The organism is Burkholderia sp. MS455 (genome assembly GCF_016899445.1).
Taxonomy (GTDB): domain Bacteria; phylum Pseudomonadota; class Gammaproteobacteria; order Burkholderiales; family Burkholderiaceae; genus Burkholderia; species Burkholderia pyrrocinia_C.
This window is the reverse complement of the sequence record NZ_CP041778.1, coordinates 866284-886606: the sequence shown is the minus strand read 5'-3', so window position 1 is coordinate 886606 and position 20323 is coordinate 866284. Positions and strand designations below refer to the sequence as shown.

General features: G+C 66.9%; 14 protein-coding genes. 8 read left to right on the top strand and 6 right to left on the bottom strand.

Features of this window, described 5'->3' with window-relative positions:
* Positions 1 to 30 precede the first annotated feature (30 nt).
* From gndA to FPJ27_RS08585, 3 genes are all read right to left on the bottom strand, one after another.
* Positions 31 to 1443, bottom strand: coding sequence for an NADP-dependent phosphogluconate dehydrogenase (gndA, locus tag FPJ27_RS08595; RefSeq protein WP_072439460.1), 1413 nt, complete (start codon positions 1441 to 1443; stop codon positions 31 to 33).
* 97 nt (positions 1444 to 1540) lie between these two features.
* Positions 1541 to 2182 (bottom strand): DUF938 domain-containing protein, encoded by a 642-nt coding sequence (locus FPJ27_RS08590; RefSeq protein ID WP_204422599.1) that lies wholly within the window; start codon positions 2180 to 2182, stop codon positions 1541 to 1543.
* Complete coding sequence (locus FPJ27_RS08585; protein ID WP_072439456.1) at positions 2179 to 3075, bottom strand: NAD-dependent protein deacetylase; 897 nt, start codon at positions 3073 to 3075, stop codon at positions 2179 to 2181. Before FPJ27_RS08585 ends, FPJ27_RS08590 begins: the two co-directional genes overlap by 4 nt.
* A gap of 1023 nt (positions 3076 to 4098) precedes the next feature.
* Between FPJ27_RS08585 and FPJ27_RS08580 the strand changes: the two genes are divergently transcribed.
* The 3 genes from FPJ27_RS08580 to FPJ27_RS08570 all read left to right on the top strand — a co-directional run bounded on the left by FPJ27_RS08580 (position 4099) and on the right by FPJ27_RS08570 (position 8149).
* On the top strand, positions 4099 to 4236 hold the full coding sequence (locus FPJ27_RS08580; protein ID WP_239483269.1) for a GNAT family N-acetyltransferase: 138 nt from the start codon (positions 4099 to 4101) through the stop codon (positions 4234 to 4236).
* A gap of 105 nt (positions 4237 to 4341) precedes the next feature.
* Positions 4342 to 5301, top strand: coding sequence for an LLM class oxidoreductase (locus tag FPJ27_RS08575; RefSeq protein ID WP_204422598.1), 960 nt, complete (start codon positions 4342 to 4344; stop codon positions 5299 to 5301).
* Between the two features lie 367 nt (positions 5302 to 5668).
* Positions 5669 to 8149: a mechanosensitive ion channel domain-containing protein gene (locus FPJ27_RS08570; RefSeq protein ID WP_204422597.1), complete on the top strand. Its 2481-nt coding sequence runs from the start codon at positions 5669 to 5671 to the stop codon at positions 8147 to 8149.
* 47 nt (positions 8150 to 8196) lie between these two features.
* Here the strand turns inward: FPJ27_RS08570 and FPJ27_RS08565 are convergent, their stop codons facing one another.
* Positions 8197 to 9006: a CerR family C-terminal domain-containing protein gene (locus FPJ27_RS08565; RefSeq protein WP_204422596.1), complete on the bottom strand. Its 810-nt coding sequence runs from the start codon at positions 9004 to 9006 to the stop codon at positions 8197 to 8199.
* Between the two features lie 92 nt (positions 9007 to 9098).
* On the opposite strand from FPJ27_RS08565, the gene FPJ27_RS08560 reads away from it, so the two are divergent.
* The 4 genes from FPJ27_RS08560 to FPJ27_RS08545 all read left to right on the top strand — a co-directional run bounded on the left by FPJ27_RS08560 (position 9099) and on the right by FPJ27_RS08545 (position 16018).
* The gene (locus FPJ27_RS08560; protein ID WP_204422595.1) at positions 9099 to 10223 is read left to right on the top strand and encodes an HlyD family secretion protein; all 1125 of its coding nucleotides are present in this window, start codon (positions 9099 to 9101) and stop codon (positions 10221 to 10223) included.
* Positions 10216 to 11802 (top strand): MDR family MFS transporter, encoded by a 1587-nt coding sequence (locus FPJ27_RS08555; RefSeq protein WP_204422594.1) that lies wholly within the window; start codon positions 10216 to 10218, stop codon positions 11800 to 11802. The genes FPJ27_RS08560 and FPJ27_RS08555 overlap by 8 nt, the downstream gene beginning before the upstream one ends.
* A gap of 13 nt (positions 11803 to 11815) precedes the next feature.
* Positions 11816 to 13303, top strand: a complete 1488-nt coding sequence (locus FPJ27_RS08550) for an efflux transporter outer membrane subunit (RefSeq protein WP_204422593.1) — start codon at positions 11816 to 11818, stop codon at positions 13301 to 13303.
* Between the two features lie 885 nt (positions 13304 to 14188).
* Positions 14189 to 16018, top strand: a complete 1830-nt coding sequence (locus FPJ27_RS08545; RefSeq protein ID WP_204422592.1) for a S53 family peptidase — start codon at positions 14189 to 14191, stop codon at positions 16016 to 16018.
* Between the two features lie 126 nt (positions 16019 to 16144).
* Here the strand turns inward: FPJ27_RS08545 and FPJ27_RS08540 are convergent, their stop codons facing one another.
* Entirely contained in the window at positions 16145 to 16801 is a 657-nt protein-coding gene (locus FPJ27_RS08540; protein ID WP_204422591.1) for a pyridoxamine 5'-phosphate oxidase family protein, read from the bottom strand.
* Between the two features lie 326 nt (positions 16802 to 17127).
* Here FPJ27_RS08540 and FPJ27_RS08535 point away from each other — a divergent pair, with 326 nt between their 5' ends.
* On the top strand, positions 17128 to 18594 hold the full coding sequence (locus tag FPJ27_RS08535; protein WP_204423117.1) for a PLP-dependent aminotransferase family protein: 1467 nt from the start codon (positions 17128 to 17130) through the stop codon (positions 18592 to 18594).
* Between the two features lie 22 nt (positions 18595 to 18616).
* Here the strand turns inward: FPJ27_RS08535 and FPJ27_RS08530 are convergent, their stop codons facing one another.
* Complete coding sequence (locus FPJ27_RS08530; RefSeq protein WP_204422590.1) at positions 18617 to 20167, bottom strand: phospholipase D family protein; 1551 nt, start codon at positions 20165 to 20167, stop codon at positions 18617 to 18619.
* Between the last annotated feature and the right edge of the window lie 156 nt (positions 20168 to 20323).

The window sequence follows — 20323 nt, the reverse complement described above, 5'->3', positions numbered from 1 at the left end:
GATTTTCGCAACAATGCGTCCGCGGGCCGGTTACGACCAGTTCGCGTGGAAGCTGCCCGGCTTGTCGGTGCGCTCGAACGTGTGCGCGCCGAAGAAGTCGCGCTGCGCCTGCACGAGGTTCGCCGGCAGTCGCTCGGAACGGTAGCTGTCGAAGTACGCGACCGCCGACGCGAACGCCGGCACCGGCACGCCGGCCTTCACCGCGGCGACCACGACGTCGCGCAGCGATGCCTGGTAGTTCGCGGCGATGTCCTGGAAGTACGGATCGAGCAACAGGTTCGCGAGCGCCGGATCCTTCGCGTAAGCATCCGTGATCTTCTGCAGGAAGCGCGCGCGGATGATACAGCCCGCGCGGAAGATCTTCGCGATCGTCCCGAGGTCAAGGTTCCAGCCGTACTCTTCGGACGCCGTGCGCAGCTGCGCGAAGCCCTGCGCGTACGAGATCACCTTGCTCAGGTACAGCGCACGGCGCACCGCTTCGACGAACGCGGCGCGATCGCCGTCGAACGGCGCGGCAGCCGGGCCCGACAGGATCTTGCTGGCCGCGACGCGCTCGGTCTTCAGCGACGACAGCACGCGCGCGAACACCGATTCCGTGATGAGCGGCAGCGGCACGCCGAGATCCAGCGCGTTCTGGCTCGTCCACTTGCCGGTGCCCTTCTGCGCGGCGCGATCGAGGATCACGTCGACGAGGTGCTTGCCGGTCTCTTCGTCCTTCTTGCCGAAGATCTTCGACGTGATCTCGATCAGGTAGCTGTCGAGCTCGCCCTGGTTCCATTCGGTGTACACCGCGCCGAGCTCGTCGTTGGTCAGGCCCGCGACGTTCTTCAGCACCGAGTAGCTTTCGGCGATCAATTGCATGTCGCCGTATTCGATGCCGTTGTGGACCATCTTCACGTAGTGGCCTGCACCATCCGGGCCCATGTACGCGACGCACGGCTCGCCGTCCGACGGCGCCTTCGCGGCGATCTGCTTGAGGATCGGCTCGACGAGGTCGTACGCGTCGCGCTGGCCGCCGGGCATGATCGACGGGCCGCGCAGCGCGCCCTCTTCGCCGCCCGACACGCCGGTGCCGATGAAATGCAGGCCCGATTGCGCGAGTTCCTGGTTGCGGCGAATCGTGTCGGTGAAGTGCGTATTGCCGCCGTCGATCAGCACGTCACCCTTCTCGAGCAGCGGCTTGAGCGACGCGATCGTCGCATCGGTCGCCTCACCCGCCTTCACCATCATCAGGATCCGGCGCGGCGTTTCGAGCGACGCGACGAACTCCTCGAGCGTATGGGTCGGCACCAGGTTGCGGCCGGGGAATTCGGCGATCAGTTCGTCGGTTTTCTCGCGGCTGCGGTTGTACACCGACACCGCGTAACCGCGGCTCTCGATATTGAGTGCGAGATTGCGGCCCATCACCGCGAGCCCGATCACACCGATTGCTTGTTTGCCCATTAGTCAATTCTCCGGAAAAAACAGGGCGCGACCCGACCCGGGCCGCGCGCACAGGCGAAAGGATAGTGGAAACCCGGCGGCGATGCGCGCTTGCGTGTCATTGTTCCGCGTGCGGAAGCCGCCGGAACACGACGCTCAGGTTGTTCGCCGGCATCTCGACGACCTCGATGCAGTCGAGCCCGCGATCGAGGCCGAGCGCGACGACGGTTTCGAGATCGCGCACGCCCCACGACGGGTCGCGGCTGCGCAACTGCAGGTCGAACGCTTCGTTCGACGGCGCCGTATGCCGGCCCTCGCGACGATACGGGCCGTACAGGAACAGCACGCCGCCCGGCCGCAGCAGGCGCGACGCGCCCGCGAACAGCGCGTCGGTACAGGCCCACGGCGAGATGTGAATCATGTTGATGCAGACGATCGCGTCGAGCGCGTCGACCGGCCACGACACATCGCGCACGTCGAACGCCAGCGGCCCGGCAACGTTCGCGAGGCCCGCATGCGCGATCCACGCGGCGATCGAGCGCCGCGCCTGCGCGTCGGGATCGCTCGGCTGCCAGCGCAGGCCCGGCAGTACCTGTGCGAAATGGACGACGTGCTGCCCCGTGCCGCTCGCGATTTCGAGCACGCTGCCGGCCGCCGGCAGCACGCGGCGCAACACGTCGAGGATCGGCCCGCGATTGCGTTCGGCCGCCGGCGCCGACAGCCGCGCGGACGGATCGGGCGTAGATGTCGGGCCGCTCACGATGCGTGCTCCGGTGCGTTGCGCGCGAAGCCCAGCCGCGCGGTGAGTGCGTCGAGCGCCGGTGCGCACTGCGCCTCGACCTTCAGCGTCAGCATCGGATCGGCGCGCGTATGGCCGAGATTGAGCGCGGCCACCGGCTTGTGCTGTGCCTGCGCCCATACGCAGAAGCGGTACCCGGAATACACCATCAGCGACGACCCGACGACGAGCAAGGCATCGGCCGCATCGAGCGCCTGCGCGGCCAGCGTCACGCGCTCGCGCGGCACGTTCTCGCCGAAGAACACGACCGCCGGCTTCAGCAGGCCGCCGCACGCGGGACACGCCGGGATGCGGAACGTGTCGAGCGCGGCCCATTCGAGGTGCGCGTCGCCGTCGGCGGCCGGCTCGGCCTGCGCGCCCAGCAGGTCGGGATTGTCGGCTTCGAGCACGTTCTGGATCGTCGCGCGCGCATGATGCGCGCCGCATTCGAGGCACGTCACGCCGTTGATCCCGCCGTGCAGCTCGATCACGTCGTCGCTGCCCGCACGCTGATGCAGGCCGTCGACATTCTGCGTGACGAGGCGCTCGATCCGGCCTGCGCGGCCGAGCCGCGCCAGCGCGTCGTGCGACCGGTTCGGCTGCGCACGGCCGACGACGGGCCAGCCGATCATGCTGCGCGCCCAGTAGCGTCGCCGCGCCGCGTCGGAGCCGAGGAATTCGTGGAGCTGGATCGGCGGCGAGCGCATCCATTGGCCATTGCGGTCGCGATAGCCGGGAATGCCGGAATCGGTGCTGATGCCCGCGCCGGTCAGCACGAGCAGGCGCGGATGACGCTCGACAAACGTGTGCAGCGCGTCGAGCGCAGTCGGCTCGACACAAGCGGATGAGGGGTCGTGCAAGGCTTGATCGTTCATGTTGGCAACGCGTGAGCGGGCGCGCCGGCCAGCCGTGCAACCGCACGAGCGGCCCGCGCGCCAGCACATGATACAGAACGTCGCGCGATCCGGCCGGCGGCCCGCACGACAAACCCGCGCACAAAAAAAGACGCCCATCAGCCGCTCGGCGATGGGCGCTTCAACAATTGATCCATCGGGGTAGTGGATCAACTGACAGCACAATATTGTGGCGTCCGCCGCGCCGAGAATGGCGAACGCTTCCCCTGGACTACGCGTGTTCCGCGATGCCGCACGCATCGTTGCGCCACCGGCTTTCCCGTGCAATCCGGTTCTCCGGGCCCGTCACGCCGATGCAATGCGCGGCGTGCGAACGCATCCGCCGCACGACGACTCGCGTTGCGCCGCGAAATGACGATCCTGGATCCAGGCCGGGGCCATCCGCATGCATTCGCGGTTCATCCCCGACGGCCGACCGGCACCGGTCGGCCTCGTGCGTCACGCATGCACGCCGTCGTTCGGAACGAACCCGATTGCCCGGATGGAACGGAAAGCCGCGCGCTCACGTCGCCGCGATCAACGGCGAAGCGAATACCCTGGCAGGTCGGCGATTCATATTTGCAACATGACACGTTGCGGTTCGGTCTCTTTTCATTCTCTTGTCCCCGTATTCGATACGTCCGACCCACTGAAGCGATCGCCGGGCCGACTGCGTCTGCGATCGCGCTCACGGCACGCACAGATATGCAAGGAGCGCACCATGCTTCATGCCGCAAGGCCGCGCGGGCCGATGCGAGGCCTTCGACGGGGATCGTGCACCGGCGAGGAACGCGAACGTTTCGAAACTGAAACGCCCTCCGGATCGACGACGGGCGGCCTTGCCTGCCGGCTTGCCACACCGGCCCCGGGCTGGCATCGCGGCGTTGTTCCTGCGCGCCGCCAGCAGTCGCCTTACAATCGCCCGACAGTGGCGGTGCACGCATGACAGGACGCGCGCCCTTCGGACGGCTCTCCACCGCCTGACCGGAAACCCATCCTCGACGCATGCCTGACGCAAAAGACTGGCTGGATATCGACTACCGCACGCTGTTCTACAGCACCGACAGCGACAACCGCGCATCGCAACGCGTGGCGTCACGCCTGGGCCTCGCGCCGCGCGGCATGACGCTGCGGATCGCGTAGCGCCGTGCTCGGCCCGGGCCGCCCCGCTCCTGCCTGGCGCAAACACGCTAGCATTCGGACACGGAACGCCGCGCGTTCGCCTTGCACCGCCTCCAGGGATTCGACATGACCACGCACGCCCTCGCCCGCGCCGACGTCGCACGCCGCGTCTTTTCGGCCGGGCAATTGTCGATCGGCCTCACGCTGCCGCTGCTTCGCAGCGGCAATATCGTCGCCGACTTCAACGAACAGCTCGAACTCGCGGCGCTTGCCGATACGCTCGGCTTTCGCGCGCTGTGGATTCGCGACGTGCCGCTGAACAGCGCCGACTATCCCGACCCGGTCGGCCACCTCGACCCGTGGGTGCTGCTCGGTGCACTGGCGTCGCGCACGCGCCGGATCGCGCTCGCCAGCGGCGCGATCGTGCTGCCGCTGCGTCATCCGCTGCATATCGCGAAAGGCGCGCTGTCGGTCGCGACGCTGTCGGGCGGACGCTTCATTCTCGGGCTCGGCTCCGGCGACCGGCCGCCTGAATACGCGGCGTTCGGCGTCGATGCGGAAACGCGGCGCGACCGCTATCGCGCACACTGGGACGTCGTCGCGGCCGCGCTCGGTCTGCCGTCGCGCGTGCTGCCCGACGAAGCGCCGCCCGACGCGCCTGAATTCACGCTGCTGCCGCGCGGCGACGACGCGGTGCCGATGCTCGCGGTCGGCTCGGGCGGACAAAGCGTCGACTGGATCGCGCGGCACTCGATCGGCTGGATGACGTACCACCGCGATCCGGACACGCAGCGCGCCCGTTATTCGATGTGGCGCGCGGCGGTCGACCGGCTCGCATCGCCGGCCTTTCGCGCGTTCGGCGTGTCGATGCGGCTCGACCTCGCCGCGCATCCCGATGCGCCGGCTACCGCGTTGTCGCTCGGTTATACCACCGGGCGCCGCGTATTGGTCGACGTCCTGCGGGACATGCGCGCGGCGGGCACGCATCACGTCACGCTGAATCCGGGAGCGGACCGGCCCGTGCGCGAGGTCATCGAAGAACTCGCCGAGCATGTGCTGCCGGTTTTCCACGACGGGCCGGCGTGATTCGTCAGGAATGCGAAGCCATCACATACGACATGCGTGTCGCGATGATCGTCGTTTGTTCACGATCGGGCGAACGCTCGCGTAACGACGCGCCATTCGCGTTCAAAAACCGTTCCCGGTTCACATCTGCACGCCGGGGCACCAACAAGCACGCGTTACAGGACGCTTACGATTCGATAAAAAAGACGTGTCCGCATATCGGACTGTCTACCGGCACGAACAAGCCGCAAACGCCCGCGCCGCCTCGCGTATGCGCGATTCAAATATTCGTCGATGGAACTATTCGGTTCCGATCGCGATCATGTTAACTTCCGTCCATCGTTCAGCTCCGCGGGCCGCGCGCCGATGCGCGCCCGCATGCCTACCCATGCGACATTTCCTCCTCGGCTGGCTACTCGCCGCCGCCGTCTCGGCCGCGCATGCGGCCGCTCCCGCACCGGCCGCCGCATCGGCCGCTTCCGGCACCGCGCCCGCGCTGACGCCGCAACAGGCCCGGCAGGCACTCGACGTGCTCGAAAACCCGCGCGATCGCGCTCAGGTCGAAACGACGCTGCGTGCGATCGCGGCCGTCGGCGCATTGAGCGCGCCCGCGGTCACGGCAAGCGAAGCGGCTGCGGCCAGCGGCGCGTCGGCTGCCTCCGCGCCTGCCGCGCTCACGTCGAACGGGCTCGCGTCGATGCTCGTCCGCCAGGGGGCGCGCTGGACCACCGAAATCGGCAGCGCGCTGAAGGAATCGCTGCGCTCGCTGCTCGATGTCGGTTCGGTCGGAAGCTGGTGGCATGACAAGCTGGTGCGCGCCGACGAGCGCGCCGATCTCGCGCACGCGATCTGGCTCATCGTCGCCGTGCTCGTGCCCGCGTTCCTGTTCGAATGGTTCGCGAAGCGGCTGCTGCGGCGCGCGCTGGCCGCGCTGGCCGCACGGCGAGCCGACTCGTCGCGCAGCACCGCGCCCGATGCCGTCACGTCCGACGACGACAACGCGCCGCCGCCGGAATCATCTGCTCCACCCGACGCCGCCCACGCTCCCGACACCGCACCCACATCATCGCAAGGCCGCGGCGACGCGCAGCGCCATACCACGCTGCTGCACCGGATGCCGCGCGCGCTCGTCAGCCTCGCGCTGCGCGCGGTGCCGCTGCTCGTGTTCGTCGGCGTCGCGAGCCTGACGATGTCGATGACCGGCGACGCCGGCACGCCGATCGAATCCGCGCTCGAATCGCTGATCGACATCTACGTGATCGGCCGGCTCGTCACGATCGTCAGCCGGCTGTTCTTCCAGCCCGATGCGCGGCAATTGCGGCTGCTGCACATCAGCGATGCATGGGCCGACTTCGCGCAACGCTCGATCGCGCGGATCGTGATCGTGGTCGGCGTGTGCACGGCCGCGGTCGAGATCGCCGCGAACATCGGCCTCAGCGAGGCCGGTCACGTCGCGCTGCTGAAAGCGGTCGCGCTCGTCGGGCACGTGATGATCGCGGCGCTGATCCTGCAGTGCCGCCGGCCGGTCGCCGTGCGGATCCGCGCAGCCGGCGCGGACCGGCCGACCTTTGCGGTAATCGGCAACGCGCTCGCGGACGCCTGGGCGCCCGTGTCGGTATTCATCGTGATGGCGCTGTGGTTCGTGTGGGCGCTCGACGTCCACAACGGCTACCGCGTGCTGATCACGCTCGGCGGCCGTTCGATCGCCGCGATGATCGGCATGCGGATCGTGTCGATCGTCGTGTTCGGCGCGCTCGCGCGGCTGTTCCAGCGCCGCGACGAAGACCGCACGCTCGTCCATCTGCATGCGTACCGCTACTACCCGCTGCTGCGCCGGATCGTATCGGGCGCGCTCGGCATCGTGACCGTCGTGCTGTTGCTGCAGATCTGGGGCGTGCCGATCTTCAGCGCGTTCGAGACCGGCACGATCGGCCACCGGCTCGCGTCGGCGCTGGTGACGATCGCGATCGCGGCCATCGTCGCGCTCGTCGTATGGGAAGCCGCGAACATCGCGATCGAGCGCCGCCTGCAGCGCTGGACCCGCGAAGGCAATCTCGTGCGCGCGGCGCGGTTGCGCACGCTGCTGCCGATGCTGCGCTCGCTGCTGTTCGTGATGATCGCGCTGGTCGTCGTGCTGACGGGGCTCAGCGAACTCGGCGTAAACGTCGGTCCGCTGCTGGCCGGCGCCAGCATCTTCGGCGTCGCGCTCGGCTTCGGCTCGCAGAAGCTCGTGCAGGATTTCATCACCGGGATCTTCCTGCTGATGGAAAACGCGATGCAGGTCGGCGACTGGGTCACGCTCGCCGGCGTGTCGGGCACGGTCGAATACCTGTCGATCCGCACCGTGCGGCTGCGTGCAGGCGACGGATCGCTGTACACGATTCCGTTCAGCTCGGTGACGACCGTCAACAATACGAATCGCGGGCTCGGCAACGCGGCCGTCAAGGTCAGCATCGCGTACGGCGAGGACATCGATCGCGCGATCGCGACGCTCAAGGAGATCGGCACCGCATTGCGCGACGATCCGCAGTACCACGACGGCATCCTGTCCGACTTCAGCTACTGGGGCATCGACCAGGTCGACGGCGCGGCCGTTGCGCTCGCGGGGCAGATGCAGTGCACGGACTCGACGCGCTGGAGCGTGCAGCGTGAATTCAACCGGCGGATCGCGGAGACGTTCCGCGAACGCGGCATCCGGATCGCCAATCCGCAACGCAGCCTCGTCGCGTACGCGGATGGATCGCGGCGGGAAGGCAACGGCGAAAGCGAGGACGAAGGCGAAAGCGGCAGCAACACCCGCAACGGCAATGCCGCCGCAACGGCGGCCCGGCCGCCGTCGGCCGGCGAACCGGAGCGCAAGCCGAGCTGACCGGCAACGGCTAACGGCGCGCCGCGCTCAACGCGCGGCGGGCTTCTTCACGCGCGCGTGCTTGCCGCCGCGGGCGTCGACGCACCCGGCTTCGCCGTGCGTTTCGCCGCAGCACGCTGCCCGCGCTTCGCACCGGCTTCAGCAGCGGCACACGCGTCGCGCTGCGCATGCCATTGTTCGAGCAGCACGCGCGTCTGGTCGGCGATCGTCTCGATCAGCAGCACCGCACGCTCGCCGTCGAACGCTTCCCATTCGAGCAGTTGAAGCGCCGAACGCTGCGCGATGTGGAATACCGTGATCTGCCCGAACAGGCTCAGCGCGCGCAACCGCGTGACGGGATCGTCGGCCGGCCGCCCCGAGATGCGGCCGATCAGTTCGGCGCTCACGTCGTTGAGCGGCTTGCGCATGCGCTTCATCAGGATTTCGCTCGCACTCGCCGGCTCCTGGCCACCCTGCTCGCGTGCGAAGAACATCCGCTGGTTCATCGTCTTCGGCGCCGTGAACATCCGGTCCGACAGCGCGCGCAGCAGCGCGACGAACGCGTCGATCAGCACGTCGACGTCAGCGTTCGCATCGAGCATCGCCCACGCATGGCCGACCGCCGGCGCGAACACCTCCCAGCCGTGCTCGGCGATCGTCTCCACGCACGCGCGGTAAACGCCTTCCTTGTTCTCGAAGTAGTACTGGAGCGCCGGCGCGTTCACGCCGGCCATCGCGGCGATCTCGCGCGTCGACGCTCCCGCGAACCCGCGTTCGCCGAACAGCTCGATCGCCGCCTCGATGATCCGCTGGCGCGTCTCGTCGCCGCGCGCGTAGCCGCCCGCCGACGTGCGGCGCAGCTTCTTCGCTTCGTTCATGCCTTCCTCGTCACTCGATCGACCGACATTCTACTTGACACAATTTTAGCAACTGGAATAATTCTTCCACATGGAATAAATTGGATGCCCGCATGTCGACGTTGCAAGATCCGCCACAGAAAGTAAATCGTCAGGAAACCGGAACAACGCCGCGCAACGGAACCAGCGGATCGAAGCGACGCATCCTGCTCGTCGTCGCCGTGCTCGCTGCCTTCGGCGCCGCCGTCTGGCTCGGCCGCTGGTGGACGGTCGGCCGCTTCATCGAAAGCACCAACGACGCTTATTTGCAGGCGGACAGCATGACTGCCGCGCCGAAGGTCGCCGGTTACGTCACCGACGTCTACGTCCGCGACAACCAGGCCGTGAAGGTCGGCGATCCACTCGTGCGGCTCGACGTCCGCCAGTACCAGGTTGCGCTCGCGCAATCGCTCGCGACCGTCGACGCGCGCCGCGCCGATATCGCGCGCGCCGAAGCCGACATCAACCAGCAGCACGCGAATCTCGACCAGGCCGATGCGCAGGCGAAGGTGTCGCAGATCAATGCACGTCACGCAAGCGACGAATACGCGCGCTATGCGCCGCTCGCGGCGACCGGTGCCGAAACGCACGAACGCGTCGCCGACCTGAAGAGCACGCGCGACCAGGCAGCCGCGACGCTCGCCGCGAACAATGCGTCGATCGCAGCCGCACGCACGCAGATCGCGTCGTTCACCGCGCAACTCCAGCAGGCACGCGCGCAGCTCGAGGCCGCGCAGGCCAGCGCCGCGCAGGCGCAGCTCGACCTCGACAACACGGTCGTGCGCAGCACGCTCGACGGCCGCGTCGGCGATCGCACGGTGCGCGTCGGTCAATATGTGCAACCCGGCACGCGCCTGCTGACCGTCGTGCCGGTCGACGCGATCTATCTCGTCGCGAACTTCAAGGAAACGCAGATCGGCCGGATGCGCATCGGCCAGCCCGTCGCACTGCACGTCGACGCGCTGCCGGACGGCGCGCTGTCCGGCGTCGTCGACAGCTTCGCGCCCGGCACCGGCGCGCAGTTCGCGCTGCTGCCGCCCGAGAACGCGACCGGCAACTTCACGAAGATCGTCCAGCGCGTGCCGGTGCGCATCCGCCTCGCCGCGGATGCCCGCGCGCAGCGCATGCTGCTGCCGGGACTGTCGGTGACGGTCGACGTCGATACGCGCTCGGCCCGCGACGAGAAGCGCCATGGCTGACATGCCCGCGACGACACCCGCGCCGCCGCACGAAGGCCGCGCGAGCGTGACCGACTGGATCGCGGTCGCGGCCGGCGCGCTCGGCGCACTGATGGCGACGCTCGACATCTCGATCACGAACTCCGCGCTGCCGCAGATCCAGGGCGAAATCGGCGCGACCGGCACCGAAGGCACGTGGATCTCGACCGGCTACCTGATGTCGGAAATCGTGATGATCCCGCTTGCCGCGTGGCTCACGCGCGTGTTCGGGCTGCGCAATTTCCTGCTGACGAACTCCGCGCTCTTCATCGCGTTCTCGATGATGTGCGGCTGGTCGCATTCGCTGCCGATGATGATCGCGGGCCGGATCGGCCAGGGCTTCACCGGCGGCGCGCTGATCCCGACCGCGCAGACCATCATCCGCACGCGGCTGCCGCTGTCGCAGCTACCGGTCGGGATGACGTTGTTCGGCCTGATCGTGCTGCTCGGGCCGCTGTTCGGCCCCGTGCTCGGCGGCTGGCTCGCGGAGAACGTGAACTGGAGCTGGTGCTTCTTCCTGAACCTGCCCGTGTGCCTGCTGCTGATGGCGCTGCTGTGGTTCGGGCTGCCGTCGGACCGCCCGCAATGGACTACGTTCTTCAACGCGGACTGGCTCGGGATCGCCGGCCTCGCGATCGGGCTGAGCTCGCTCACCGTCGTGCTCGAGGAGGGCCAGCGCGAACGCTGGTTCGAATCGCAGATGATCGTCACGCTGAGCGCCGTGTCGCTCGCCGGAATGATCCTGATCGCGCTGTCGCAGCGCTTCGCGAAGCGGCCGATCATGCGGCTGTCGCTGATGCGCAACCCGCGCTACGCGAGCGTGATCGTGATCGTGTCCGCGGTCGGCGCCGGACTGTACGGCGTGTCCTACCTGCTGCCGCAGTTCCTCGCGATCGTCGCCGGCTACAACGCGGAGCAGGCCGGCGCGATCATGCTGCTGTCGGGGCTGCCGGCCTTTCTCGTGATGCCGATCCTGCCGCGCCTGCTCGGCAAGGTCGACTTCCGCGTTCTCGTGATCTCGGGGCTGCTGCTGTTCTGCCTGAGCTGCATGCTCGACATCGGCCTGACCGCGCAGAGCGTCGGCCACGACTTCGTATGGTCGCAGCTGATCCGCGGCGTCGCGCAGATGCTCGCGATGATGCCGCTCAACCAGGCGTCGATGGCGGCCGTCGCGCGCGAGGACTCGGGCGACGCGGCCGGGCTCTACAACATGGCGCGCAATCTCGGCGGCTCGATCGGGCTCGCGATCATCGGCACCGTGATCGACCGGCGCACGACCTTCCATACGGCCGCGCTCCGCGAATCGGTGAGCGCGAACTCGCTGATCGGGCAGGACCGGTTGTCGGCCTACGCGGCCAACTGGTTCGCTCATACCGGCGATCTCGCGTATTCGAACATGCGTGCGCTCGGACAGCTTGCGCAGCAGATCCAGATCCAGGCGGTCGTGATGACCTATTCCGAAACCTTTTATCTGCTGGGCCTCGCGCTGCTCGCGTGCGTGCCGCTCGCGCTGCTGCTGAGAACGCCACGCGGCCCGCAGCCGATGTCGTCCGGCCATTGAACCGTCTTACGCGATGAAATCCTTCTCCCCGCCCCGCCGCCCTGCACTCACGCTGTGCGCGGCCGCGTGCCTGCTCGCCGGCTGCACGGTCGGCCCCGACTACCGCGGCGCGCCCGCCGCGCCGGATGCGCCGACCTTCGTGCGCGCGCCGGCATCCGGCGTCGACACCTCAGCACCCGCACCGAGCGCGTGGTGGCACGCGCTGAACGATCGCCAGCTCGACGACCTGATCACCGCCGCGCTCGTGTACAACCCCGATCTGCACGCCGCGCAGGCGCGCTTGCGCGCAGCGCGTGCGCAGCTCTCGCAACAGCGCGCGGCCCAATTGCCGAAATCGTCGGCCACCGTTGCTGCCATCCGCATGCGCGAACCGGACGTCAGCGCGCTCGGCTCGCTGCTGCCGTCGAACGGCTCGAACCAGTCAAGCGGCGCATCGCCGTCGCTTGGCGGCTCCGGGCCGTTGCAGCTCTATTCGTCCGGCTTCGACGCGACCTGGGAAATCGACCTGTTCGGCGGCACGCGCCGTGCGGTCGAAGCCGCATCCGCGCAGGCAGAGGCCGTCGACGCCGACCTCTCTGACACCCAGGTGTCGATCGCCGCCGAAGTCGCGACCGCCTACGTCGACCTGCGCGACCGGCAGCAGCGTCTCACGCTGTCGCAGCGCACGGCCGAACTGCAGCAGCAGATGCTCGAACTCACGCAGCAGCGCCGCGCGCGCGGCGTCGCGGCCGATGTGGACATCGAACGCCTGACGACGCTGGTCGAGAACACGCGTGCATCGCTGATCCCGCTCGACGCGCAGGTAACGGAATCGCTCGACCGGCTCGCGATCCTGACGGGCCGCGCGCCGGGCGCGCTCGACGCCGCGCTGTCGACACCGGACACCCCGCTGCCGACGCTGCCCGGCAGCGTCGCAATCGGCGATCCGGCCGCACTGCTGAAGCAGCGCCCCGACATTCGCGCGGCCGAGCGTCGGCTCGCGTCGAGCCATGCGCAGATCGGCGAGCATGTCGCCGACTATTTCCCGAAGGTGACGCTGCTCGGCGATCTCGGCTTCAGTGCGACGGACCCCGGCCATCTGTTGCGCAAGCAGAACTTCACGTGGGTCGGTGCGCCGTACCTGCAATGGAACATTCTCGACTTCGGACGCACACGCGGCGCGGTGCGCGCGGCCGAAGCGTCGCGCGACGAAGCGGAAGCGAATTACCAGAAGGCAGTGCTCGGCGCGTTGCAGGATGCGAACACCGCACTGCAGCGCTATGGGCACCAGCGCGAACACGTCGTTGCGCTCACCAAGGTGCAAACGTCGGCCGTGCATTCCCGATCGCTGATGGACGAACGCTATCGCGCGGGCGTCGCGTCGATGATCGACCTGCTCGACACGCAACGCGAAGCGCTGTCCGCGCAGCAGAACGTGATTGCCGGGCAAGCCGAACTGATCAAGGATTACGTGTCGCTGCAGAAGAGCCTCGGGCTCGGATGGCAGGCGGACGCGGGTTGACGGCTGGTTGATCGTTGTCGCGCGGCTGCTTCGGCGGGCGGCCGTCTCGCGCGATGACCGGTAACCATGCCGACCGGTATCGATGCTTGAAATGCAGTTCGTCAAGCACATGAAGGCATCGCGCGTTCGATCGTCTGCAGCATCGCCTGAGCGATACATGCACGATAGCGTCGCCATACGCACTACTACGAAATCAGCGTGGGCGCGCAGTGACCGTGCCGGCGACGATGTCGAGCACTTCCTCGATAACGCTCGGCCCATTACAGAACGAATCGGAAATGATTGGCGAATCGCCTCCGGCATTACCTGCGAAGGCGACCTCGAAAATTACAAAATACTGCCGATCTTTTCAAAAACATTGCACGTTATTCGATTTAATTTTGTTTCATATAATCAAAAAAAGTTTGACACTCCGCTTTCGTTCTTGATACCGTCCGATTCAAGCAATTGGACGAATTGTTCACCACGCAATCGATTCCGCTCTACGTTTTTTTCGCTTCCGCCGCACCGAAGTGCTCGCCGCCGGCCGTGTCGTTCGCGCACCGGCGCATGCAATGCAATATCCCGATGCATCTCATTGGACGACTGCCATCCGGCAGCGGGCCGAAGGATCGAATGAAATGAGCAGGATACCGAAGCTGTTGCTCTAGCAATCCCGCCCGCGCCATGTCCGCGCGGCTGCCCCGCATCGCGGTGCAGCCCTTCCGCTACCGCGTTTTCCGTATTTCGCCCCCGGAGAGAAACCACCTTTCCGGATCGGGCGAAAGGCCCTGTCGCGTCCGCGCCAACCGTGCGAGCGCGACAGAATGCGGCGATGCACGACCCGCATCGCCGTCGACCGTTGTTGTTCGTGCCGTTCGATGTTCAACCGGAGGGGTAATTCAAATGAATCAGGTTGCAGACAAGAAACAAAAGCACATTCGCATCGTCAAGCTCGCATGCGCCGCCGCGGCCGCTTCGTTCGGCATGGTGACCGCCCACGCCGCGCCGGCAGCCGGCTGGACGGAAACGCGCACCAAAGGGTTCCTGCCGCTCGTGCAGCAGAGCGAAGCCGGCGTGGCCGGCGCGCCTGCCGCGAGCACGGCCGCAGCAGCAGCCGCGGCCATCGACATGGCGCCCGGCGAATCGGTGGACATCGTGCTCGGGCTGAACCTGCGCAACGAGGCGCAACTCGACAAGTACCTGCGCGACCTGCATACGCCCGGCTCGCCGCACTACCGGCAGTTCCTCACGCCCGCGCAGTTCGCCGCGCAATATGCGCCGACCGACCAGCAGGTCGCGTCCGTCGTCGCGCACCTGCGCAAGGAAGGTTTCGTGAACATCGTGGTCGCACCGAACCGGCTGCTGGTGTCCGCATCCGGCACCGCGGCGACCATCAAGTCGGCGTTCCGCACGACGCTCAAGCGCTTCACGCGCAACGGCCGCAGCGTCTATGCGAATACCGACGCCGCACAAGTGCCGAACGCGATCGGCGGCATCGTGGGCGCGGTGCTCGGCCTGCAGAACGTCGAGCTGATGCATACCGGCGCGGGCAGCAAGCCGCAAGGCAACACCAGCAACCTGACGATCCCGGCCGGCGCGTCGGCGGTGCCGCACAACCCGACCGAATTCTCGTCGCTCTACGGCGGCGACGGCACGCCGACGGCCTCGCAAACCACGGTCGGCATCATCTCCGAAGGCGACCTGTCGCAAACGGTGAGCGACCTCAATACGTTCGCCGCGAACAACGGCCTGGGCACGATCAGCAGCAGCATCGTGCAGACCGGCCCGGCCGGCAGTTCGTACACCGATACGTCCGGCACCGTCGAGTGGAACCTCGACAGCCAGTCGATCGTCGGCTCCGCCGGCGGCAGCGTGAAGCAGGTCGTGTTCTACGCGGCGCCGTCGATGACGCTCACCGCGATCACGGCCGCGTACAACAAGGTGGTGACGGACAACGTCGCGAAGGTGATCAACGTGTCGCTCGGCGTGTGCGAATCGTCCGCAAACAGCACCGGCTCGCAGGCGACCGACGACACCATCTTCAAGCAGGCGGTCGCTCAAGGGCAAACCTTCTCCGTATCCGCGGGCGACCATGGCGCGTACGAATGCGCGAGCGGCACGCCGTCGCGCTCGACCTACACGGTGAGCGAACCGGCGACGTCGCCATATGTGATCGCCGTGGGCGGCACGACGCTGTTCACCAACACGTCGACCAATGCGTATAACAGCGAGATCGTCTGGAACGATCCGAGCTGGCAGCCGGGCACCGTGTGGTCGACGGGCGGCGGATACAGCAAGTACGAGGCCGCGCCGTCGTGGCAATCGTCGAGCCTCACCGGGTCGACCAAGCGCGCGCTGCCGGACGTCGGCTTCGACGCCGACCTGCGCACTGGCGCGATTCTGGTGGTGAACGGCCAGACGTCCGACACGCTGTGGGGCTCGGGTTACCTGAACAACGAAGGCGGCACGAGCCTCGCCGCGCCGATCTTCACGGGCATCTGGGCGCGGCTGCAGTCGGCGAACAACAATGCGCTCGGGTTCCCCGCGTCGAGCATCTACAAGTACTTCCCGACCAACGCAGCGCTGCTGCACGACGTCACGTCCGGCAACAACGGCAGCGGCACCTACGGCTACAAGGCGAAGGCCGGCTGGGACGCGACGACGGGCTTCGGCAGCGTGAACATCTCGAAGCTGAACGCGTTCATCCAGAGCACGTCGGATTTCGCGCGCTGATGGATCGATGACCGACGCCGTTCCGGGTGCGCGCCGTTTCGCGCACCCGGAAGCGCATGCAACTGCGTAAAAAACCCGCGAAGCCTCGCGGGTTTTCTGCGAAACATCCCGATCTTGCCGCGATACTCAATCGGCCCAGTTCCGGACGTAGTCCGGCACGGGCACGCTGCCGCTCCCGTCGGCATGAACCGGCGTACCGCGCGTCGTCTTCAGCGGCAGAATTCCCGCCCACACGGCGAGCGCGAGATCTTCCTCCTTGTCGGACGGCAGCGAATCGCTGACCTTCACGGCCGCTTCCGCAAGGGAAATCCGCAGCACGCTGGTTGCGTTGAGTTCCTTCGAATTGCCCGGTCGCGCTTCATGCTTGCGGCCCGCGGCGATCTTGTCCATGAAGGCATCCAGCGCCGCGAGTTTTCCCGCCATACCCTCCACCATGCCGAACTGCCCGTAGATCACCGCCGATCGATAATTCATCGAATGACTGAAGGCAGACTTGGCCAGCACGAGCCCATCCAGCAGCGTAATCGCCACGGACGCCTGCGTGCCCGCAGACAACGCCTTGATCATCCGGCTCCCGTTGGATCCATGAATATAGAGGTCATCGCCCCTTCTCCAGTGCGCGGTCGGGATGCAGTGCGTGTCGTGTCCGTCGCCGAATGCAATGTGACAGACGTACGCATCGTCCACGATGCGGTGGAGCATCGTGCGATCGTGATTCGCCAGTTCGGGCAGGCGGCGTATGGTGGTACGGGATGCGGGAGAGATGAGGGTATGGTCTTTCATGTCTGGTTTTCCTGTTCGTGCGCCACCTGGCGCGCATCGAGCGGTCCGCGTTTCGGCAACACGCGGAATTCGATCGAAAACATCTATGCACTGCGAAATGAATCGAATCGGAATCGTGCAGCATCCACGCCCGAACGACGGGTCGATCGACTTATCGACAGTCGCGCGCCGAATCGATCAAAATACGCCGTTGCAACGATCGTCCGACGTACCGGCAATCCGCTGCGAATCGCCCGGCACGGGGCTGCGCCGCGAGAATGCGAACAATACGATGTGCATTGATTCTTAAAAAGAACCAGCCCAAGGAAAAATTCTGGAACCAGCCTATGGATCTCGCGCTGCTCATCTCGTCGCTTTCCAGACAGGACGGCACGACAAGACACAGCCAGCAGGAAGCCCTGTACCGGAGCCTGCGCGACATGCTGCTGGACGGGCACATTCCGCCCGGCACGCGGCTCGCATCGACGCGCGTGCTCGCGACGGAGCTGGGAATCGCGCGCAACTCCGCGGTCTATGCGTACGAGCGCCTTGCCGAAGAAGGCTTCGTGGCGGCCACGCGCAACGGCACGATCACGCTGTGGGACGGATGCGGCCGTTCGAGCGCCGGGAATGACGACAGCCCGGCCCCGGTTCGCCTGGCCGAGCGCGTGTACGGCCTGGAGAACGCCCATCCCGAGCCCGAATGCATGCTGCCGTTCGTCCCCGGCCTTCCTTCGCTCGACGAATTCCCGGTCGCCCAGTGGCGCCGTTGCATCGAGCGCGCATGGAAAGCCGTCAAGCCCGCCCAGCTCGCGTATGGCCCGGTCGAAGGGCTGCCCGAATTGCGGCGCGCCGTAGCCGCCTACATCCAGGTTTCGCGAGGCGTGCGCTGCGAAGCTGGCCAGGTATTCATCACCGACGGCACGCAGGGCAGCCTCGAGTTGTGCGCGCGCATGCTGGCCGATCCCGGCGAATTCGGCTGGCTCGAAAACCCTTGCTATAACGGCGCCAGGACGGCATTCCGCTCGACCGGCCTGAATATCGTGCCGATCGAGGTCGACCACGAAGGCATGGCGCCGACCGACGAACAGTGGCGCGCCCACCCGCCCCGACTGATCTATACGACGCCGTCGCACCAATACCCGCTCGGCGCGCTGATGAGCCCGCGGCGACGCGCGGCGCTCGTCGAGCATGCGCGCGCATGCGGCGCGTGGATCATCGAGGACGACTACGACAGCGAGTTCCGCCATGGCGGCCAGCCGCTCCCGGCGATCCAGGGCCTCGATGCCGACGCGCCCGTCTGCTATCTCGGCACATTCAGCAAGACGATGTTTCCCGCGCTCCGGCTCGGCTTCATGGTGGTGCCGCCCGTGCTGGTCGACCGCTTCGCCAGGACGCTGCGCGAACTCGTCCATCGCGGCCATTCGGCCGATCAACTGGCGATGGCCGAATTCATCGACACCGGCCTCTTTGCGCGGCACCTGCGCCGCATGCGGGCGCTGTATGCCGCGCGGCGCAGCAGCCTCGAAGCAGCACTCGCCCGCCATCTAGGCACTTCGTTGCGCGTTCGGGAAAGCCCGGGCGGCATGCATCTGTCGGCGGATCTCTCGCTGCCGCTGCACGATACCGAAGTCGCGCGCGCGGCGGACGCGCATGGCTTGCTGCTTCAGCCGCTGAGCAGCTACGGTGTCGGCGACGGCCGCCGGTACAACGGCTTCGTGCTCGGATATTCCGGGCTAAGCGACGCGACGATCGAAACAGCGACGAGGCAGTTCGCGGACGTCATCGAAAAACTCAACCGCTCGCTGTGCTGAGCGCAGCACGCCGCATCGTCGCTCACAGTTGCGACTCGATCGGAAACAGCCCGAGAAACCAGACTTCCATCCGACGCGCGGCCGACACTTCCGGTTCTTGACCGAGTTCGACGACCGTCCCGTCCGAATCGGTCTGAACCCACTTGAGCTGCCCCTTCCCCGCCGGATCGGTCCTCGGCTCGACGCGCCACGCGATCCGGTCGAGTCGAGATTCCAGGTCGTTTGCGACCTGCGACGCAATCGCCGGACTCTCGCAGTAAACGCCGATCTCCGTATTGAGGTTCAGCGAGCGCGGATCGAGATTCATCGACCCGATGAAAATGCTCTTGTGGTCGAACACATAGGTCTTCGCATGCAGCGACGCACGCGACGACCCGATGATGACCTGCTTCGAAATGCTCTTGTCGCCCGACGGCCTCCGCTCGTAAAGCCGCACGCCGGCCGCCACGAGATCGCTTCGGTAGCGACGGTAGCCGGCATGCACGGCCGCCACGTCGGTCGACGCGAGCGAATTGGTCAGCACCGTCACGCGCACGCCGCGCGCCGAGAGCGCGCGCAGCCGATCGACGACGGCCTCGCCCGGCACGAAATACGGCGACACGATCAGCAGGTCATGTTCGGGCTGCAATGCGAGCGCGCGCAGCTGCGGCATCAGATGCCCGTCGCTGTCCTTCGGCGAATGCGCGATCTTCGACGGATCGTCGTACAGCACCGTCGCGCGCCCCCACGACAGTTCCGTGCCCTGCCCATGAACGATCCGGTCGAGCCGTTGCCTCGCTTCGAGCACGTAAGGATTGTCCTCCATCGCCCTCAGGTAGTCGCGCAACCGTTCGCGCTCGCGGTCCAGCCCGCCCGGCACCGCGTCGTGCCCGACCAGCGCGTCGATCGGATACGCATACGGGGAATTCCAGAACGTATCGAATTCCGTCGAGATGTCCTTCACGACCGGACCATGGACGACGACATCGAGATCGCCGAACTCCAGCATCGACGATGCGCCGAAGTATTCGTCTCCGATATTGCGGCCGCCGACGATCGCCGCCTGGTTGTCCGCGATCATCGCCTTGTTGTGCATGCGCCGGTTGACGCGCGAGAACTCGAACACCGTGCCGATCTTCTTGAACGTACGCGTGGCAACCGGGTTGAACAGCCGGATCTCGATGTTCGGGTGCGAGCTGATCTCGAGCAGCTTGCGGTCGTCCGCGTTCGTGCCGAGATCGTCGAGCAGCGCGCGGACGCGCACGCCGCGATCGGCCGCGCGAATGATCGCGTCGGCCAGTTCGTGCCCGGTCAGGTCGTCGTGCCAGATGTAGTACTGAAGGTCCAGCGACCGGTCCGCGCGGTCCGCAAGCAGCACGCGCGCATCCAGCGCATCGACCGGATCCGTCAGCAGATGAAACGCGTCCTGCCCCGGATGCATACCGGCCTGCTGGCGGAACGCAACGCCCAGCCGCGTGTTTTCCGTGTCGGCGAACGCATGCGTCGGCGCGCGGTCGGCCTGCGGCGGCAGGCTGGCGCACGCGACGAGCGCCAGCAACGAAAGAATCGCACCCCACGAACGCAGCATGATCATGATTACCGTCGCCACTCCCGGGCGAAGCATGTTTATTCCGGCCGCCGGATGGATCTCGGGGCTCGACGGCTGCCCGGGCGCCCGACAGGCATCGCGCGCGGACCGTGCCGCGCCACAGCATACTTCGATTGCCATCGGGACGGCACACTCCCATGT

Coding starts and splice junctions, on each gene's coding strand:
- gndA (WP_072439460.1), bottom strand. CDS start 1,443: ATGGGCAAACAAGCAATCGGTGTGATCGGGCTCGCGGTGATGGGCCGC.
- FPJ27_RS08585 (WP_072439456.1), bottom strand. CDS start 3,075: ATGAACGATCAAGCCTTGCACGACCCCTCATCCGCTTGTGTCGAGCCG.
- FPJ27_RS08580 (WP_239483269.1), top strand. CDS start 4,099: ATGCCTGACGCAAAAGACTGGCTGGATATCGACTACCGCACGCTGTTC.
- FPJ27_RS08575 (WP_204422598.1), top strand. CDS start 4,342: ATGACCACGCACGCCCTCGCCCGCGCCGACGTCGCACGCCGCGTCTTT.
- FPJ27_RS08570 (WP_204422597.1), top strand. CDS start 5,669: ATGCGACATTTCCTCCTCGGCTGGCTACTCGCCGCCGCCGTCTCGGCC.
- FPJ27_RS08565 (WP_204422596.1), bottom strand. CDS start 9,006: ATGAACGAAGCGAAGAAGCTGCGCCGCACGTCGGCGGGCGGCTACGCG.
- FPJ27_RS08560 (WP_204422595.1), top strand. CDS start 9,099: ATGTCGACGTTGCAAGATCCGCCACAGAAAGTAAATCGTCAGGAAACC.
- FPJ27_RS08555 (WP_204422594.1), top strand. CDS start 10,216: ATGGCTGACATGCCCGCGACGACACCCGCGCCGCCGCACGAAGGCCGC.
- FPJ27_RS08550 (WP_204422593.1), top strand. CDS start 11,816: ATGAAATCCTTCTCCCCGCCCCGCCGCCCTGCACTCACGCTGTGCGCG.
- FPJ27_RS08545 (WP_204422592.1), top strand. CDS start 14,189: ATGAATCAGGTTGCAGACAAGAAACAAAAGCACATTCGCATCGTCAAG.
- FPJ27_RS08540 (WP_204422591.1), bottom strand. CDS start 16,801: ATGAAAGACCATACCCTCATCTCTCCCGCATCCCGTACCACCATACGC.
- FPJ27_RS08535 (WP_204423117.1), top strand. CDS start 17,128: ATGGATCTCGCGCTGCTCATCTCGTCGCTTTCCAGACAGGACGGCACG.
- FPJ27_RS08530 (WP_204422590.1), bottom strand. CDS start 20,167: ATGATCATGCTGCGTTCGTGGGGTGCGATTCTTTCGTTGCTGGCGCTC.